This is a genomic window from Streptomyces sp. NPDC101132, assembly GCF_044759225.1.
GTDB lineage: Bacteria > Actinomycetota > Actinomycetes > Streptomycetales > Streptomycetaceae > Streptomyces.
This window is the reverse complement of sequence record NZ_JBIVYX010000001.1, coordinates 809,198-825,261: the sequence shown is the minus strand read 5'-3', so window position 1 is coordinate 825,261 and position 16,064 is coordinate 809,198. Positions and strand designations below refer to the sequence as shown.

12 protein-coding genes are annotated in these 16,064 nt (G+C 74.4%); 6 read left to right on the top strand and 6 right to left on the bottom strand.

The features are described from left to right. Window positions 1-145: 145 nt before the first annotated feature. Both ACIQUR_RS03680 and ACIQUR_RS03675 read right to left on the bottom strand, forming a co-directional pair. Window positions 146-961 carry a TetR family transcriptional regulator gene (locus ACIQUR_RS03680; protein ID WP_403657588.1) on the bottom strand — a complete coding sequence of 272 codons (816 nt, stop codon included), beginning with the start codon at window positions 959-961 and terminating at the stop codon, window positions 146-148. A 121-nt stretch (window positions 962-1,082) separates the two neighbouring features. Continuing rightward, window positions 1,083-2,909 (bottom strand): 3-hydroxyacyl-CoA dehydrogenase family protein, encoded by a 1,827-nt coding sequence (locus ACIQUR_RS03675; protein ID WP_403657585.1) that lies wholly within the window; start codon window positions 2,907-2,909, stop codon window positions 1,083-1,085. A gap of 728 nt (window positions 2,910-3,637) precedes the next feature. Here ACIQUR_RS03675 and ACIQUR_RS03670 point away from each other — a divergent pair. Continuing rightward, window positions 3,638-4,162 (top strand): HEAT repeat domain-containing protein, encoded by a 525-nt coding sequence (locus tag ACIQUR_RS03670; protein WP_403658030.1) that lies wholly within the window; start codon window positions 3,638-3,640, stop codon window positions 4,160-4,162. Window positions 4,163-4,225: 63 nt separating this feature from the next. On the opposite strand, the gene ACIQUR_RS03665 is transcribed toward ACIQUR_RS03670, so the two are convergent. The 4 genes from ACIQUR_RS03665 to ACIQUR_RS03650 all read right to left on the bottom strand — a co-directional run bounded on the left by ACIQUR_RS03665 (window position 4,226) and on the right by ACIQUR_RS03650 (window position 10,191). Beyond that, the gene (locus ACIQUR_RS03665) at window positions 4,226-6,268 is read right to left on the bottom strand and encodes an IPT/TIG domain-containing protein (RefSeq protein WP_403657582.1); all 2,043 of its coding nucleotides are present in this window, start codon (window positions 6,266-6,268) and stop codon (window positions 4,226-4,228) included. A gap of 385 nt (window positions 6,269-6,653) precedes the next feature. Continuing rightward, window positions 6,654-7,088 carry a RidA family protein gene (locus ACIQUR_RS03660; protein ID WP_403657579.1) on the bottom strand — a complete coding sequence of 145 codons (435 nt, stop codon included), beginning with the start codon at window positions 7,086-7,088 and terminating at the stop codon, window positions 6,654-6,656. A gap of 75 nt (window positions 7,089-7,163) precedes the next feature. Continuing rightward, a complete protein-coding gene (locus tag ACIQUR_RS03655; RefSeq protein ID WP_403657576.1) occupies window positions 7,164-8,783 on the bottom strand; it encodes an alpha/beta hydrolase in 1,620 nt (539 codons plus the stop codon). A 136-nt stretch (window positions 8,784-8,919) separates the two neighbouring features. Next, window positions 8,920-10,191: an Rv2578c family radical SAM protein gene (locus ACIQUR_RS03650; RefSeq protein ID WP_403657573.1), complete on the bottom strand. Its 1,272-nt coding sequence runs from the start codon at window positions 10,189-10,191 to the stop codon at window positions 8,920-8,922. Between the two features lie 236 nt (window positions 10,192-10,427). Here ACIQUR_RS03650 and ACIQUR_RS03645 point away from each other — a divergent pair, with 236 nt between their 5' ends. The 5 genes from ACIQUR_RS03645 (at window position 10,428) to ACIQUR_RS03625 (ending at window position 16,042) form a co-directional block, all read left to right on the top strand. Beyond that, window positions 10,428-10,874: an SRPBCC family protein gene (locus tag ACIQUR_RS03645; RefSeq protein WP_403657570.1), complete on the top strand. Its 447-nt coding sequence runs from the start codon at window positions 10,428-10,430 to the stop codon at window positions 10,872-10,874. Between the two features lie 285 nt (window positions 10,875-11,159). Beyond that, complete coding sequence (locus ACIQUR_RS03640; RefSeq protein WP_403657567.1) at window positions 11,160-11,993, top strand: M55 family metallopeptidase; 834 nt, start codon at window positions 11,160-11,162, stop codon at window positions 11,991-11,993. Window position 11,994: 1 nt separating this feature from the next. Then, window positions 11,995-13,359 carry a M20/M25/M40 family metallo-hydrolase gene (locus ACIQUR_RS03635; protein ID WP_403658027.1) on the top strand — a complete coding sequence of 455 codons (1,365 nt, stop codon included), beginning with the start codon at window positions 11,995-11,997 and terminating at the stop codon, window positions 13,357-13,359. Between the two features lie 32 nt (window positions 13,360-13,391). After that, on the top strand, window positions 13,392-15,404 hold the full coding sequence (locus ACIQUR_RS03630; RefSeq protein ID WP_403657564.1) for a prolyl oligopeptidase family serine peptidase: 2,013 nt from the start codon (window positions 13,392-13,394) through the stop codon (window positions 15,402-15,404). Then, window positions 15,401-16,042, top strand: coding sequence for a GNAT family N-acetyltransferase (locus tag ACIQUR_RS03625; RefSeq protein ID WP_403657561.1), 642 nt, complete (start codon window positions 15,401-15,403; stop codon window positions 16,040-16,042). The genes ACIQUR_RS03630 and ACIQUR_RS03625 overlap by 4 nt, the downstream gene beginning before the upstream one ends. Window positions 16,043-16,064 lie beyond the last annotated feature (22 nt).

Here is a 16,064-nt window from a genome sequence, read left to right as displayed (position 1 = left end):
TGCGCAGATGAGCGATGATCGATCAGAGTTACTCGCGAGTAGGGGCAACCCGGACAACAGGAACGGCCGCCTCCCGGGTACCGGGAGACGGCCGTCACATCAGGCGCGCCGGGGGCGGCGGGCGCCCCGCGGCGCCCCTGCCGTCCTACTTGTTCTTGAGTGCTTCCTCGATCGTCCGCATGACCTCGTCCAGCGGAGCGTCGGTACGGGCCACCGCCACCAGCACCTCGCCCTCCGCACCGACCGCGGCCGGCGCGGCGGCCGGGGCGGACGCCCCGTCGAGCGAGCGCCCGGCACCGATGCCGGTGCCGAAGGTCTTCCGTACGATCCCGAAGGCGTGGTCCAGCTGCGCCTCCACGTCCCCCTGACCCCCGGCCCGCAGCCAGCGCCGCAGCACGTGGTTGTGGGCCGTCACGACCGCCGACGCGGCCACCTCGGCCAGCAGCGGGTCGTCGTTGCCGTCGTGGTGGTCGGTCTCGTCGAAGTGGGCCAGCAGGTAGCGGGTGAACAGCCGCTCGTACCGCGCCACCGAGGCGATCTCCCGCTCGCGCAGGGTCGGCACCTCACGGGTCAGGCGGTAGCGCTCCACGGACACCGCGGGGGAGGCCGCGTACATCTTCATGACCTCCTTGATCCCCCGGCACACCGTGTCGAGCGGGTGCTCGTGGGCCGGAGCCGCGTCGAGCACCGCCTCCGCCCGGATCAGCGTGTCGTCGTGGTCGGGGAAGATCGCCTCTTCCTTGGACCGGAAGTGCCGGAAGAAGGTCCGCCGGGCCACCCCCGCGGTCGCGGCGATCTCGTCGACCGTGGTGGCCTCGTACCCCTTGGACGCGAACAGCTCCATCGCCGCGGCGGCGAGCTCGCGGCGCATCTTCAGCCGCTGGGCGGCCGCGCGCGCCCCCGCCGTGCTCTCCGGAGCATCGGTCGGGGCGGTCCGTGTGGTCTTGGGGGGCTGGGACATAAGGCGAACGTACTGCATGTGCGCAGCCGAGGGCGCCCGAGGGGGTGGATGCGGGGGAGGGCTCCCGGAGGGTACGGCCCGCCCTGAGGGCCCGAGGAGACCTCCCCACGCGTCCGGCCCGCTACTTCCGGGCGTACTCACGGAAGCCGCGGCCGGTCTTGCGGCCCAAGCAGCCCGCCGCCACCAGGTGCTCCAGCAGCGGTGAGGGAGCCAGGCCGGGGTCCCGGAACTCCTTGTGGAGCACCTTCTCGATCGCCAGCGAGACGTCGAGGCCGACCACGTCCAGCAGCTCGAACGGACCCATCGGGTAGCCGCCGCCCAGCTTCATGGCGGCGTCGATCTCGTCGAGGGAGGCGTAGTGCTCCTCGACCATCTTGATGGCGTTGTTCAGGTACGGGAACAGCAGCGCGTTCACGATGAAGCCCGCACGGTCGCCGCAGTCCACCGGGTGCTTGCGGATCCGCGTGCACACCTCGCGGACCGTGGCGTGCACGTCGTCGGCCGTCAGGACCGTACGGACCACCTCGACCAGCTTCATCGCCGGCGCCGGGTTGAAGAAGTGCATGCCGATCACGTCCTGGGGGCGGGACGTCGCCTTCGCACAGGCGATGACCGGCAGCGAGGAGGTCGTGGTGGCCAGCACCGCGCCCGGCTTGCAGATCTTGTCCAGGCGCTCGAACAGGCTCTGCTTGACCGCCAGGTCCTCGGCCACCGCCTCGACCGCCAGGTCGACCCCGGCGAAGTCCTCCAGGGAGTCCGCCGCGGTCACCCGGGCCAGGATCTCCTCGCGGGTTTCCGCGGTCATCCGGCCGCGGTCCACCATGCGGGACAGGGACTTGCCGATCGCGGCCTTCGCCGCCACCGCCTTCTCCGGGCTGCGGGCGGCCAGCACGACGTCGAAGCCGGCCTGCGCGAAGACCTGGGCGATGCCGCAGGCCATGGTGCCCGAGCCGGCCACACCGACCGAGGAGACCGGGCGGCCCCCGCCCAGGTGCGCCCCGTCCAGGGGGGTCTGGGCGTCGCGGACCGCGGTGGCGCTGCCGGGCGCGTCGTACGTGTAGAACCCGCGGCCCGCCTTGCGGCCGGTCAGGCCCGCCTCGGCGAGGTGGCCCAGGACCGGCGCCGGGGCGTGCAGCCGGTCGCCGGAGGCGGCGTACATGGCCTCCAGGACGGTGCGCGCGGTGTCCACGCCGATCAGGTCGAGCAGCGCGAGCGGGCCCATCGGCAGGCCGCAGCCCAGCCGCATCGCGGCGTCGATGTCCTCGCGGGAGGCGTACTTCGCCTCGTACATGGCGGCGGCCTGGTTGAGGTAGCCGAAGAGCAGGCCGTCGGCCACGAACCCCGGGCGGTCGCCCGCCGTGACCGGCTCCTTGCCCAGCGCGCGGGCGAGGGCGGTGACCGCCTCGACGGCGGGCGGCGCGGTGAGGACCGAGGAGACCACCTCGACCAGCTTCATGGCCGGCGCGGGGTTGAAGAAGTGCAGGCCCAGGACCCGCTCGGGACGCTGCGACTCGGCGGCCAGCCGGGTCACCGAGAGGGCGTTGGTGCCCGTGGCCAGGATGGTGTCCGGGCGGACGATGGCGTCCAGCGAGGCGAACACCTGCTGCTTGAGCGCGTAGTCCTCCGGCACGACCTCGATCACCAGGTCGGCGTGGGCGGCGGCCTGGAGGTCGCCGAAGGTGCGGAAGCGGGCCAGGACGTCCGTCCGCTCCTGCTCGGTCATGCGCTCACGGGCCACCGAACGGGCCGTGGCGGCCTCCAGCGCGGCGACGGCGCCACGGGCGGCGGCCTCGCTGATGTCGATGCCGATGACCTCGTGGCCGGCGCGGGTGAGCACCTCGGCGATGCCGGTGCCCATGGTGCCGAGGCCGACGACGGCCACGGTCTGGAGGGAGTTCGCGGAACTCGGGGAGGCGGACTGACTGGGCGGAGTGGACTGACGGTCCATCGCGGGACTCCAGTGAAGTGGAAGGTGACGACTGGAAGTGCGGCGCGGCGCGCGGGTGGATGAGGGCACGCGGCGTGCGGCGGTGCGGCTGCGGGTGCGGCTGCGGTGCGTTGCGGGGCTGAGGGGAACGGCCGCACGGCACGCGCGGTGCGGCGTGCGGGGCGGTGCTGCTGCCTGAGCTCGAAGAGGTGTCCGGGCGTACGTGCTGCCCGGGAGGCGGTGCGAGAACGGCGCGGACCCTGTCCCGGAGCCCTGCCGTGAACCGGCGGTCGCGGGGGCACTTCACGGAAGTCCCCGGACCGGCCGAACCGACCGAACACTTGGGGCGGCTGCGTCACCAGGCCGCGATCCAAGTCGGCGCACCTCTTTCGGAGGTGCTGAGGGGAGATTAACCCGCGGGTAGCTTGAGCGCCAGAGGGACGGTCCGCCGGATCCGGTGTGATCTGCGCCGCGCCACCCCTACCCTGCTGCCCATGGCCGAGGCAGACGCGGAACCACACGGGGCGGGCGCGGAAACGGGCGTGAAGGGCGCGGAACCGGGGGCGGCGGGCGCGGCGGCCCGCACGGACGGTTCGGAGGCCGGCGCGACGCGGCGGACCGCGCCCGGTACGAGGCATGGCACCGCGCCCGGGGCGGCGCAGGGGACGGGGCCCGGGGCGGACGGCGTGGGGGCGGGCCGGGACGGCACAGGGACGGACGCCGTGGAGGAGCGTCGCTTCGCCGAGCGGATCCGGGCCGAGGCGGGGGCGGCGTGCGAGCCGCTGCTGACCGCGGCGCCGGAGGACCTGGCTCCCGTACTGACCGAGCTGGAGCAGCCCCTGTGGGCCCGGGAGGTGGCCGCGTTCCGGCTGGGCTGTGCGGGGGACCGGCGGGCCTTCGAGTCGCTCGTCCTGCTGCTCAACCACCGCGACCCGCCGCGCTGCGCCTCCGCCGCCCACGCGCTGGCCCGGCTGGGCGACCCGCGCACCGCCCGCGCCGCCGCGGCCCTGGCCACCAACCCGCTGCGCACCGCCTACGCCACCCACGCGGTACGGCTCCTCGCCGAGTTGCGGGCCCCCGAGTCGGCGCCGGCCCTGATCGCCACCCTGGACCGCCTGCTCTCGCCGCACGACCCGTACTGGCGGGTGGCCCTGGCCTGCGTGGAGGGCCTCGGCACCCTGGCCGACCCTCGCGCCCGCCCCTCCCTGACGGCGGCCCAGTCCCACCCCCGCCTGGCCGTGGCGGCCACGACGGCCCTCCGCCGCCTTCCCTGACCGTCGGCCGCGGAGGCGACGGGCCCGGGCCCGGATCCCGGTCCGGGCCCGGCTCCCGGTCCGTCAGGCGACGACGACGGCGGTCGGCGCGCTGACCGCCGTCCCGCTGTGGTGCCCGGTGCGGAGGGCGGTCACCTTGACGGTGATCCGCTTGCCGCGCTGCGCGCTGCGCAGCACCAGGGTGGTGCCGGTCGCGCCGTCGATGGCCGTGCCGTCGGCGTACCACTGGTAGCGGTAGGAGGTCGGCGCGGGCGTCCACGTCCCGCGCGCGGCGGTGAGCGTACGGCCCACCTTCGCGGTGCCGCCGACCGACGGCGCGGTCGTGGCCTTCGGCGCAACGCCCTTGCCCACGGCGGCGGTGGCCGCGGAGGTCGCCGACCGGCTCCCGTACTTCGCGCTGTGCGCCCGCACGGTGACGGTGACCTTCTTGCCGAGCGCGGCCGCCGGCACGACCAGGCTCGCCCCGGTGGCCCCCTCGATGGCGACCCCGTCGGCCTTCCACTGGTACGTGTACGAGTCGGGCACCGGCGTCCAGCTCCCGCGCGAAGCCGTCAGCTTCGCCCCGACCCGCGCGGTCCCGGAGATCGTGGGGGCGGTGGTGTTCTTGAGGGGGGAGGACGTGACGGTGTAGTGGCCCATCAGGTAGTCGGTGCCGCGGTGCGCCTCGAAGGTCATCCCCCAGGCGCCCGTCTTCGCGCCGGTGAGGTCCAGGACGGCCTTCAGCGTCCTGCGGTCTGCGGAGACCGAGACGGCGGTGGAGGTGATCTCCTTGCCGTCGTGCGTGAGACGGACCTTGTCGTCCTCGTGCAGAGCAGTGCCCTTCACGGTGACGGTGGCCTTCGTGCCGGTCACGCCCGTGGCCGGCGTGATGGAGGAGATGTCGAACTCGTCCGTGCCGCAGGGGGCGAACGTGCACGCGAGCTCCGCGCGGAACGCGGACGAGGCTTTGCCGTCCGGCAGCCCGAGCACGAGCAGGCCGGTCACCGGCACGGCTGGGAATGCGCTGCCGGCGGAGCACTGGGACGTGCCGTCGCCGTAGTGCATGCAGCGGTCTTCCAAGCCCTGGCCGTAGAGGGCGGCCAGGGCGGTCCGGGCGCCCGCGGCGTCCTTGTCGACCCTGAGTTCGAAGCCGTCGCTGCTCTTGGCGATCAACGCCCGGCACACGGCCGTGTGCTGCTCGTCCAGGGTCCCGGCGAGGGGTCCGTAGCCGTAGGCGACGTTCACCTCGGGGCATTCCGGAGCCGGCCCGGCGGCCGTGGCGATCCGCTGGGCGTCGAAGCGGTACGTGGCGGCCGCCTTCAGCCAGTACGGGACGTAGATCACCACCTGGTAGCGGGTGGAGCCGGTCACCGCGCAGGACCTGTTGCGGTGGCACGGCAGGTAGGTGCCGTCCTCGCTGATCACGTACATGTTCGCGTTGCCGAGGGGGTCGCGGACGTTTATGTGGACCACGTCCCGCGCGTCGGTGGTGGTGACCTGGCGGCACTTGTAGAGTCCCGGCGCCGCGAGGGTGCCGCCCTTGGAGGCTCCGCCCACCGGGCCGGCGGCCGTCGAGGTACACCCCTTGGCGCTCGCCGTCACATCGCGACGCGTCAGGCTGTACGTCGCGCTGATGTCGCTCCCGTACGCGAGGACGACGTACGTGCTGCCCGGGGTGAGCGTGCAGCCGACACCCGAGGGCAGGTAACCGCCCGCCGCACAGACCTCCTTTCCGTCCGGACCGACGACGGAGAACATGGCGCGCTCATCGCCTGCCAATGCCCGCAACTGCACGTGCTCGGCGCGGGTGTGGTCACCGGCCGGGATGGTGAAGCAGTGGCTGAAGACGCCGGAGCCGGTGCTGAAGTGAGCTGAGGCCGTGCCCGAGGTGAAGTCGCCGGCGGGGATCGCGGGGCAGTCGGGTCCGTCCGTGCGGTAGAAGTCGATGAGGTACGCCCGGGCTTCCGCGTGCGTCGGGCTGACGAGCGCACGGAACGGGCCAGTGCCGGAAAGCAAGCAGGTCCCGTTGTTGAGCTTGCTGAAGTCGCAGAACTGGGTTCCGGAGGCGTCGACGACGATGACCTCTGCGCCTGAGCCCGTGCCCTGGAACGGTCGCAGAGCGGCCATTCGGGCCCCCGCGGGCAGGGGCAGGACCAGGCAGTCCCTCCGGTCCGTGTCGGTGAAGGCTCCTTGGTAACGGCCGAGCTCGACCGCCTGACAGTCTTCCGCCACAGCTGACTGCACGGCGTGGGCCGGTGCTCCCGACTGCGCGAACAGCGAGAGCAGGACGGACAGGACCAGCAGGAGCGTGGCGGGCAGCCCGCGGTGTGGCGTGGAGTGCGCGCGTGGGCGCGCGGAGTGCGGCATTTCCGATCCCCCCGGAGCGGCGTACGAGTGGTGCCCGCGGCGCGAGAAGGTGGTGGTGCGCGGCCGCGGTGAGTGCGAGGCATGATCGCACGCCGTTCCGTCGGGGGCGTCGGGATATTCCGCGCCTGGGGCCGGGACCGGGGGGTCAGACTTCGCGGACCACCGCGAAGGCCTCTATTTCGACCAGGAGTTCCGGGCGGAAGAGGGCGCTGACCTGGACCGCCGAGCTGGCCGGGTAGCGGTCGGGGGCGATGAACCCGTCGCGGGCCGCGCGGACGGCCGGGAGGTGGGCGATGTCCGTCACGAAGTACGTCAGCTTCACCACGTCGTCGAAGGTCGCCCCCGCCGCCGCGAGGCAGCGGCGGAGGTTCTCGAAGACCTGGCGGGTCTGGGCGCCGGCGTCGCCCGCGCCCACCACCTCGCCCTTCTCGTCCAGCGCGCACTGGCCCGAGACCGCGACGAAGCGGCCGGTGCCCCAGACCGTGTGGCTGTAGCCGGTGCCGGGGGCCATGCCCTCGGGGGCCGGTACGCGGGTGATGTGGCTGTGGCTGTCGCCGGATGTGTGGCTCGTCGTGGTCATGGGTGACATCCCATCATCCGGCTGCGGGGGAGGCCCAGGGGCCGCCCCCGTCCGTACGCGCCGCGCAGCGGACCGTCAGCCGCGGAAGCCCAGCAGGCCGTGGAGCGCGGTGCCGTGGGAGGCGGGGGTGGCGGCGCGGGTGGCCGGGGCCGGCTTCGGTTCGGGCTGGGCCGGGCACGTGGCGTCCACCGGCGCCGCCTCGCGGGCACCGTAGTGCGCGTCCGCCTCGCGGGTGGCGGCCGCCGCGGCGCGCGGCACGGTGCCGTCCGTCAGGTACGCGACCAGGTGGCGGTCCAGGCAGGCGTTGCCGCTGAGGGAGATGCCGTGGTTGCCGCCGCCCTCCTCCACCACCAGTGCCGAGCCCGCCAGCCGCTGGCGCATCGCCACCGCGCCCGAGTAGGGGGTCGCCGCGTCCTCGGTGGCCTGGAGCAGCAGTGCCGGCGGCAGCTCCGTGTTCGTGACGTCCGGCAGCTCCAGCGACGCGGTGTGCCAGAACGCGCAGGGGGCGTTGTACCAGGCGTTGTTCCAGGTCATGAAGGGCGCCTTGGCGTGCGTACGCCACATGTCCCGCCGCCACTCGCTCCACTTCCGGGGCCAGGCCGAGTCACGGCACTGCACGGCGCTGTACACGCTGTAGCTGTTGCCCGCGGCCGGGTCCACCGCGCCGAAGCGCTCGTACGCGGCCACCAGCGGCTTGCTGTCCCGGTCCCGTACGTACGCGGAGAAGGCCTCCGCCAGGTTCGGCCAGTAGCCGTTGAAGTAGCCGCCCGGCAGGTAGGTGTCCTCCAGCTCCGACGGGCCCACCTTGCCCCCGGCCGGCTCGCCGCGCAGCGCGGTGCGCATCCGGTACCAGGCCCGCTCGACCGCCGCCGGGTCGGTGCCGAGGCCGTACCGGTCGTCGTACTTCGCCACCCAGGCCAGGAAGGACTTGTGCCGGGCGTCGAAGGCCAGGTCCTGCGCCAGGTTGTCCTCGTACCAGACCCCGCCCGGGTCCACCACCGAGTCCAGCACCAGTCGCTGCACCCGCTCCGGGTACAGCCGGGCGTAGACCGCGCCGAGGAAGGTGCCGTACGAGTAGCCGAAGTACGAGATGCGCTCCGCGCCCAGCGCGCGGCGCACCAGGTCCATGTCGCGGGCGGCGCTCACCGTCCCGATGTACGGCAGCACGTCACCGTGCTTCTCCTGGCACCCGCGGGCGAAGGCGGCGGCCCGGTCCAGGTTGGCCTGCTCGTCCGCCGCCGTGAGGGGTACGGAGTCCGGGCGGACCGGCGCGAAGTGACCCTGCCCGCAGTTGAGCGCGGGCTGGCTCTGGCCCACGCCCCGCGGGTCGAAGCCGATCACGTCGTAGCTCTCGGCCACGGCCTTGGGCAGGGCCGACGCGACGAAACCGGCCAGGGTCCGGCCGCTTCCGCCCGGTCCGCCCGGGTTGACCAGGAGGGGGCCCCGGAAGGTCTTGCCGGTGTGCGGGACCCGGGTCAGGGCGAGGGTGATCAGGCGGCCCGCGGGCTGCGCGTGGTCCAGCGGCACGCCCAGGGTGGCGCACTGGAGGGTCGGGTAGCGGGCGGTCGCGCAGCTCTTCCAGGCCAGGGCCTCCGCCTTGGGCACGGGACTGGCGCCGGCCGGCGGGACGGCCGCCGCCACCGTGGCGCTCAGCACGGTGGCGAGGGACATCAGGACTGCTGCGCGCTTCTTCATGGGGCCTCCCGAGCCGCTGGGTCTGGGCGGAATCGTCGCGGAATCGTCCCTGATATTCCGGCCGGAAGGCGTGACTGTGCTGACTATTGGCCCGATTTGATGATGCTTCAGGGCATTCGTATGGACATCACGGCTCTTAGAGGAGCGTGAGCTGGGTGGGTCCGGCCGCCTCGCGGACGGGTGCGGGGGCCGGCGGGGCGATCCGGCGGGCGGCGCCCCGCCGGGCCGGACCGATGCCGAATTCGGCGGCCAGCTCGTGCACTTGGCGGGTGATCCGGCGCTGGTACCAGGTGGGTGCGTAGGCGCCGCCCGCGTACAGCTGTTCGTACGGGCGGACCAGGCCCGGGTGGTGGGCGGCGAGCCAGGACATGAACCACTCCCGCGCCCCCGGCCGCAGATGGAGTACCAGGGGTGTCACGGACTCGGCGCCCGACTCGGCGATCGACCGCACGGTGCGGCGCAGCTGCTCGGGGGAGTCGCCGAGGAAGGGGATCACCGGCGCCATCAGCACCCCGACCCCGATCCCGTGCGCGGTCAGGGTGCGTACGGCGGCCAGCCGGGCCTCCGGCGAGGGCGTGCCCGGCTCCACGGTGCGCCACAGGCCCGCGTCGGTGAAGCCGACCGAGACGGACACGCCGACGTCCGTGACCTCGGCGGCCTGCCGCAGCAACGGGAGGTCGCGCAGGATCAGGGTGCCCTTGGTGAGGATCGAGAAGGGGTTCGCGTAGTCCCGCAGGGCCTCGATGATGCCCGGCATCAGGCGGTAGCGGCCCTCGGCCCGCTGGTAGCAGTCGACGTTGGTGCCCATGGCGATGTGGGCGCCGGTCCAGCGGCGCGCGCCGAGCTCCCGGCGCAGCACCTCGGGGGCGTTGGTCTTGACGACGATCTGGGAGTCGAAGCCGAGGCCGGTGTCGAGGTCGAGGTAGGCGTGGGTCTTGCGCGCGAAGCAGTACACGCAGGCGTGCGAGCAGCCGCGGTACGGGTTGACCGTCCATTCGAACGGCATCCGCGAGGCGCCCGGCACCCGGTTGACGACCGACCGGGCCCGCACCTCGTGGAAGGTGATCCCGCGGAACTCGGGGGTGTCGAAGGTGCGGGTGACCACCTCGGCGGTCCCGAAGAGCGCGGCCGGCGGGCCTGCCGGCGGCCGGGTGGCGGACGGAGCGGCGGGCGGTGCGGAGGGCGGTCCTGCGGCCGGGCCGCCCGCCGGACCCGGTCCCGGGCCCCCGGCCGGCCCCCCGGCGGGAGCGGCCGCGGGTACGGGGACGGGCCCGGGCACGGCAGCGGGCCCCGGCCCGGGCCCGGAGGTTCCGGCTCCGGCCGGCGGGTGCGCGGCCGGCCGGGCCGCCGGCTGCGCGGTGCGGTCGTCCGCCGTGTCGCGCGAGTGCGCGAGATGGTCCCAGCGCATGGCGCCTCCCTCGGGTAGCTCGGGGCCGACAATAGAACAAGTGTTCCCATGATCGTGCGCGTCCGCACCCCGGCGGGCATCCGGCCAGGCCCCGGGCCCGCCGGCCGCGCACCGCGACCCGGCCCGCCCGGGCACCGCCGACCGCCGATTTGGCCGCCCCCAGCCGAGGTGGTTGGCTTGCCGCCGACGCGAAGTCGATCGATCACCACTGCTGCACGACTGCTGGAGGAACAGGTATGGCGCAGGTCGAGGCCACCACGGAGCGGATCATCCAGGCCGACGCGGACACCGTGTTCGACGCGCTGGCCGACTACACCGGCACCCGCTCCAAGCTCCTCCCGGAGCACTTCAGCGAGTACGAGGTGCGCGAGGGCGGCGACGGCGAGGGCACCCTGGTCCACTGGAAGCTCCAGGCCACCAGCAAGCGCGTGCGCGACTGCCTGCTGGAGGTCACCGAGCCCACCGACGGCCAGCTCGTCGAGAAGGACCGGAACTCCTCGATGGTCACCACCTGGACCGTCACCCCGGCCGGCGAGGGCAGCTCCCGCGCCGTGGTCACCACCGTCTGGAACGGCGCCGGCGGCATCGGCGGCTTCTTCGAGCGGACCTTCGCCCCCAAGGGCCTGGCCCGCATCTACGACGCCGTGCTCGCCAACCTCGCCCAGGAGACCGAGAAGGCCTGAACCCCGCCCCTCCCGGGGCCCGGGCCCGCCGCGTGACCACGACCGCGCCGCCCGGCCCCGCCGTGTGACCGTGCGCCGGCGCGTTGACGCCGCCCCGGCTCACCGGATCGGGTGGTCCGCGCGGCCCGTCGGGACCTTTCGTCCCGACGGGCCGCCGTCGTTCCCTGGGCCACCGCAAACCCCCTGGATAGGCTGGGGGACCGGCGCTCCGCGCGGTCACCCGCCGCGGCGGGCGCCCGGGCAGCGACCCGCCCGCGCCACCAGCCGCGACCCACCGGGGGCACGATGAAGATCCTCATCTCCGCCGACATGGAAGGCGCCACCGGCGTCACCTGGCCCGCCGACGTGCTGCCCGGCACCCCCCAGTGGGAACGCTGCCGGGCCCTCTTCACCTCGGACGTGAACGCCGCCGCCCTCGGCTTCTTCGACGGCGGTGCCGACGAGGTCCTCGTCAACGAGGCCCACTGGACCATGCGCAACCTGCTCCTCGAACGGCTCGACGAGCGGATCCAGATGCTCACCGGCCGCCACAAGTCCCTCTCGATGGTCGAGGGCGTCCAGCACGGCGACGTCGACGGCATCGCCTTCGTCGGCTACCACACCGGCGCCGGCACCGAGGGCGTCCTCGCCCACACCTACCTCGCCAACTCCATCACCGGCGTCTGGGTCGACGGCGTCCGCGCGAGCGAGGGCCGGCTCAACTCGCTGGTCGTCGCCGAGTACGGGGTTCCCGTCGTGCTGGTCACCGGCGACGACCTCACCTGCGCCGACGCCCTCCACTACGCGCCCGGCGCCCGTACCGTCGCCGTCAAGGACCACGTCTCCCGGTACGCCGCCGTCTGCCGCACCCCCGCCCGCACCGCCGCCGACATCCGCGCCGCCGCCAAGGAGGCCACCGCCCTGGCCGTGCGCCACGCGCCGCGCGCCGACGGCCCCTTCACCGTCGAGGTCGAGTTCGACGCCGAGCACCTGTCCGCCGCCGCGACCGTCGTCCCCGGCGTGGCGCGGGCCGGCGAGCGCCGGATCGCGTACACCAGCGGGACGATGTACGAGGGGATTCGCACGTTCAAGGCCGTCACGACGATCGTGTCGGCCGCGGTGGAGGAGCAGTATGGCTGACATGAACCCCGCACAGCAGCCCGGCGGGCCCGCCGGTGAACCCGGTCCCGTCGACGAGCGTGCCCTGGCCGAGGCCGTCGAGTTCACCTCCGGCCTCATCCGCATCGACACCACCAACCGCGGCGGCGGCGACTGCCGCGAGCGCCCGGCCGCCGAGTACGCCGCCGAGCGCCTCGCCGGCGCCGGCCTCGAACCGGTCCTGCTGGAGCGCACCCCGGGCCGCACCAACGTGGTCGCCCGCCTCGCCGGCACCGACCCGGACGCCCCCGCCCTGCTCGTCCACGGCCACCTGGACGTCGTCCCCGCCGAGGCCGCCGACTGGACCGTGGACCCCTTCTCCGGCGAGGTCAGGGACGGGGTCGTGTGGGGCCGCGGCGCCGTCGACATGAAGAACATGGACGCGATGGTCCTGGCCGTCGTCCGGGCCTGGGCGCGGGCCGGGGTCCGGCCCCGCCGCGACATCGTCATCGCCTTCACCGCCGACGAGGAGGACAGCGCCGTCGACGGCTCCGGCTTCCTCGCCGACCGCCACCCCGGCCTCTTCGAGGGCTGTACGGAGGGGATCAGCGAGTCGGGCGCCTTCACCCTGCACACCGGCGACGGCCTGTCCCTCTACCCGATCGCCGCCGGAGAGCGCGGCACCGCCTGGCTGAAGCTCACCGCGCACGGCACCGCGGGCCACGGCTCGAAGCCCAACCGCGCCAACGCCGTCAGCCGCCTCGCCGCCGCCGTCACCCGCATCGGGGACCACGAGTGGCCGGTCCGGCCGACCGCCACCGTACGCGCCGCCCTCGCCGAACTCGCCGCGCTGTACGGCGTGGACGCCGACCCGCACGCCCCGGGCTTCGACCCCGAGACCCTCCTCGGCAAGCTCGGCCCCGAGGCCGCCGCCCTGGTCTCCGCCACCCTCCGCAACAGCGCCAACCCGACCATGCTCCAGGCCGGCTACAAGCTCAACGTCATCCCCGGCACCGCCACCGCCTACGTCGACGGCCGCGTCCTGCCCGGCGGCGAGGACGAGTTCCGCGCCACCCTCGACCGGCTCACCGGACCCGACGTGGACTGGGAGTTCCACCACCGCGAGGTAGCCCTCGAAGCACCCGTCGGCTCGCCCACGTACGCCGCCCTGCGCGCCGCCGTCGAGCGCTTCGACCCGGACGCGCGCGTCGTGCCCTTCTGCATGGCCGGCGGCACCGACGCCAAGCAGTTCTCCCGCCTGGGCATCACCGGCTACGGCTTCTCCCCGCTCAAGCTGCCGCCCGGCTTCGACTACTGGTCGCTCTTCCACGGCGTCGACGAGCGCGTCCCCGTGGAGGCGCTCCACTTCGGCGTCCGGGTCCTCGACCACGCGCTGCGCTCGCTGTAACGCCCCGCCGGCAGGAGAGAGACGTACACGACATGGTGCCCACCGGACCGTACGGCGGCTGGCCCTCGCCCATCGACGCCGCACTCGCCGCCTCCCACGACGGCCGTCCCGAATACCTCGGGACGGTCGGCGACGAGGTGTGGTGGACGGCGCCCAGGCCCGCCGAGCAGGGCCGCCGCGCCCTGGTGCGCCGCCGCGTCGGCCCGCCCGGCACCGCCGTCGAGGAGTCGGTGCTCCCGCCGCCGTGGAACGTCCGCAGCCGGGTCGTCGAGTACGGCGGGTCACCCTGGGCCGCCGTGCCCCGCCCGGCCGGCGGCCCACTCGTGGTCTTCGTCCACTTCGCCGACCAGCGGCTGTACGCGTACGAGCCCGACGCCCCCGGCGGCGTCCCGCCCCGCCCCCTCACCCCCCTCTCGCCGGTCGGCGGCGGGCTGCGCTGGGCCGACCCGGTGCTCCGGCCCGGGCACGGCGAGGTCTGGTGCGTGCTGGAGGAGTTCACCGGCCCCGGGCCCACCGAGGTGCGCCGGGTGCTCGCGGCCGTACCGCTGGACGGCTCGGCCGCGGCCGACCGGGCCGCCGTACGCGAACTCACCGACGGCCGGAACCGGTTCACCACCGGCCCCCGGATCGCGCCGGACGGGCGGCGGGCCGCCTGGCTGGTCTGGGACCACCCCCGGATGCCCTGGGACGGCAGCGAGCTGAAGGTCGCCGAGATCACCGGCACCGGCGGACTGACCCGCGTGCGCACCGTCCTCGGCGGCCCCCAGGAGTCCGTGGCGCAGGCCGACTGGGCCGCCGACGGCACCCTCCTCGCCGTCAGCGACCGCGGCGGCTGGTGGAACCCCTACCGGGTGGACCCCGACGCACCCGAAGGATCCGGCGGCAAGGCCGTCAACCTCTGCCCGCGGGACGAGGAGTTCGGCGGGGCGCTGTGGAAGACCGGGCTGCGCTGGTTCGCCCCCCTCGACGGCGGGCTGATCGCCGTCCTGCACGGCCAGGGCTCCTCCGTGCTCGGCCTCCTCGACCCCGAGACCGGGGACCTCGTCGACGCGGCCGGCCCCTGGACCTCCTGGTGCCCCACCCTCGCCGCGCACGGCACCCGGGTCGTCGGCGTCGCCGCCAGCCCGCGCAGCGGCTACGAGGTGGTGGAGCTCGACGCCTCCACCGGCCGCACCCGCGTCATCGGCGCCCGCGCCACCGACCCCGTCGACCCCGCCTACTACCCGGAACCCCAGAGCCGCACCTTCACCGGCCCCGACAGCCGCGAGATCCACGCCCACGTCTACCCGCCGCACAACCCGGGCCGGGCCGCGCCCGCCGACGAACTTCCGCCGTACGTGGTGTGGGCGCACGGCGGCCCGACCGACCACGTCGAACCCGTACTCGACCTGCACATCGCCTACTTCACCTCGCGCGGCATCGGCGTGGCCGAGGTCAACTACGGCGGCTCCACCGGCTACGGGCGGGCCTACCGCGAGCGGCTGCGCGAGCAGTGGGGCGTGGTCGACGTGGAGGACTGCGCCGCCGTCGCCCGCGCGCTGGCCGCCGAGGGCACCGCCGACCCGGCCCGGGTGGCCATCCGCGGCGGCAGTGCCGGCGGCTGGACCGCGGCCGCCTCGCTGGCCGCCACCGACGTGTACGCCTGCGGGACGATCAAGTACCCGGTGCTCGACCTCGTCGGCATCGCCGACGAGACCCACGACCTGGAGTCCCAGTACCTCACCGGGCTCGCCGGGCCCCCGGAGACCCTGGCCGTACGCTGCCGGGAACGCTCCCCGCTGGCCCGCGCCGACCGCATCCGGGTGCCCTTCCTGCTGCTCCAGGGCCTCGACGACGCGGTCTGCCCGCCCGTACAGGCCGAGCGCTTCCTCGCCCGGATGCGCGGCCGGCGGGTGCCGCACGCCTACCTCGCCTTCGAGGGGGAGGGCCACGGCTTCCGGCGGGCCGAGACCATGGTGCGCGCCCTGGAGGCCGAACTGTCCCTGTACGTCCAGGTCTTCGGCATCGACCGGGACGACGTACCCCCGCTGGAGCTCGGCACGTGAACGACGAGAACGACCGCGGGGGCGGCCCCGGGGGCGACCGCGGGAACGACCGCGGGGGCGCCGGCGGGAACGACGGCGCCAAGGTCCTCGCCGAAGGGCCGCGTGTGGTGCTCCGCCCCTACCGGCTCGACGACGGGCCCGAGTTCACCGCGCGGGTGCGCGAGAGCCGGGACCTGCACCGCCCGTGGCTCTTCCCGCCGGAGACCCCGGAGGCGTACGTGCCGTACGCCACCCGGATGATCGAGGACGACACCCGGGCCGGGTTCCTCGTGTGCGACCGGGTGACCGGGACGGACGGCGCCGTGGCCGCCGGCCCCATCGCCGGCTTCGTCAACGTCAACAACATCGTGCGCGGCGGCTTCCAGTGCGGTGCGCTCGGCTACGGGGCCTTCGCGCACGCCGCCGGCCGGGGGCTGTTCGCCGAGGCCGTGGACCTGGTCGTCGGCTACGCCTTCGGACCGCTCGGACTGCACCGGCTGGAGGCCAACATCCAGCCCGGCAACGCCCCTTCGATCGCCCTGGTGCGCGGCCGCGGCTTCCGGCTGGAGGGGTTCTCGCCCAAATTCCTGCGCATCGACGGCGAGTGGCGCGACCACGAACGCTGGGCCCTCACCCGGGAGATGACCGGCGCGGGGTGAACGGCCGGCGCCCGGCAGGCCC

Excerpts from the sequence above, each read along its gene's own strand:
- ACIQUR_RS03680 (WP_403657588.1), bottom strand. The coding sequence starts at position 961 with ATGTCCCAGCCCCCCAAGACCACACGGACCGCCCCGACCGATGCTCCG.
- ACIQUR_RS03675 (WP_403657585.1), bottom strand. The coding sequence starts at position 2,909 with ATGGACCGTCAGTCCACTCCGCCCAGTCAGTCCGCCTCCCCGAGTTCC.
- ACIQUR_RS03665 (WP_403657582.1), bottom strand. The coding sequence starts at position 6,268 with ATGGCCGCTCTGCGACCGTTCCAGGGCACGGGCTCAGGCGCAGAGGTC.
- ACIQUR_RS03660 (WP_403657579.1), bottom strand. The coding sequence starts at position 7,088 with ATGACCACGACGAGCCACACATCCGGCGACAGCCACAGCCACATCACC.
- ACIQUR_RS03655 (WP_403657576.1), bottom strand. The coding sequence starts at position 8,783 with ATGAAGAAGCGCGCAGCAGTCCTGATGTCCCTCGCCACCGTGCTGAGC.
- ACIQUR_RS03650 (WP_403657573.1), bottom strand. The coding sequence starts at position 10,191 with ATGCGCTGGGACCATCTCGCGCACTCGCGCGACACGGCGGACGACCGC.
- ACIQUR_RS03645 (WP_403657570.1), top strand. The coding sequence starts at position 10,428 with ATGGCGCAGGTCGAGGCCACCACGGAGCGGATCATCCAGGCCGACGCG.
- ACIQUR_RS03640 (WP_403657567.1), top strand. The coding sequence starts at position 11,160 with ATGAAGATCCTCATCTCCGCCGACATGGAAGGCGCCACCGGCGTCACC.
- ACIQUR_RS03635 (WP_403658027.1), top strand. The coding sequence starts at position 11,995 with ATGAACCCCGCACAGCAGCCCGGCGGGCCCGCCGGTGAACCCGGTCCC.
- ACIQUR_RS03630 (WP_403657564.1), top strand. The coding sequence starts at position 13,392 with ATGGTGCCCACCGGACCGTACGGCGGCTGGCCCTCGCCCATCGACGCC.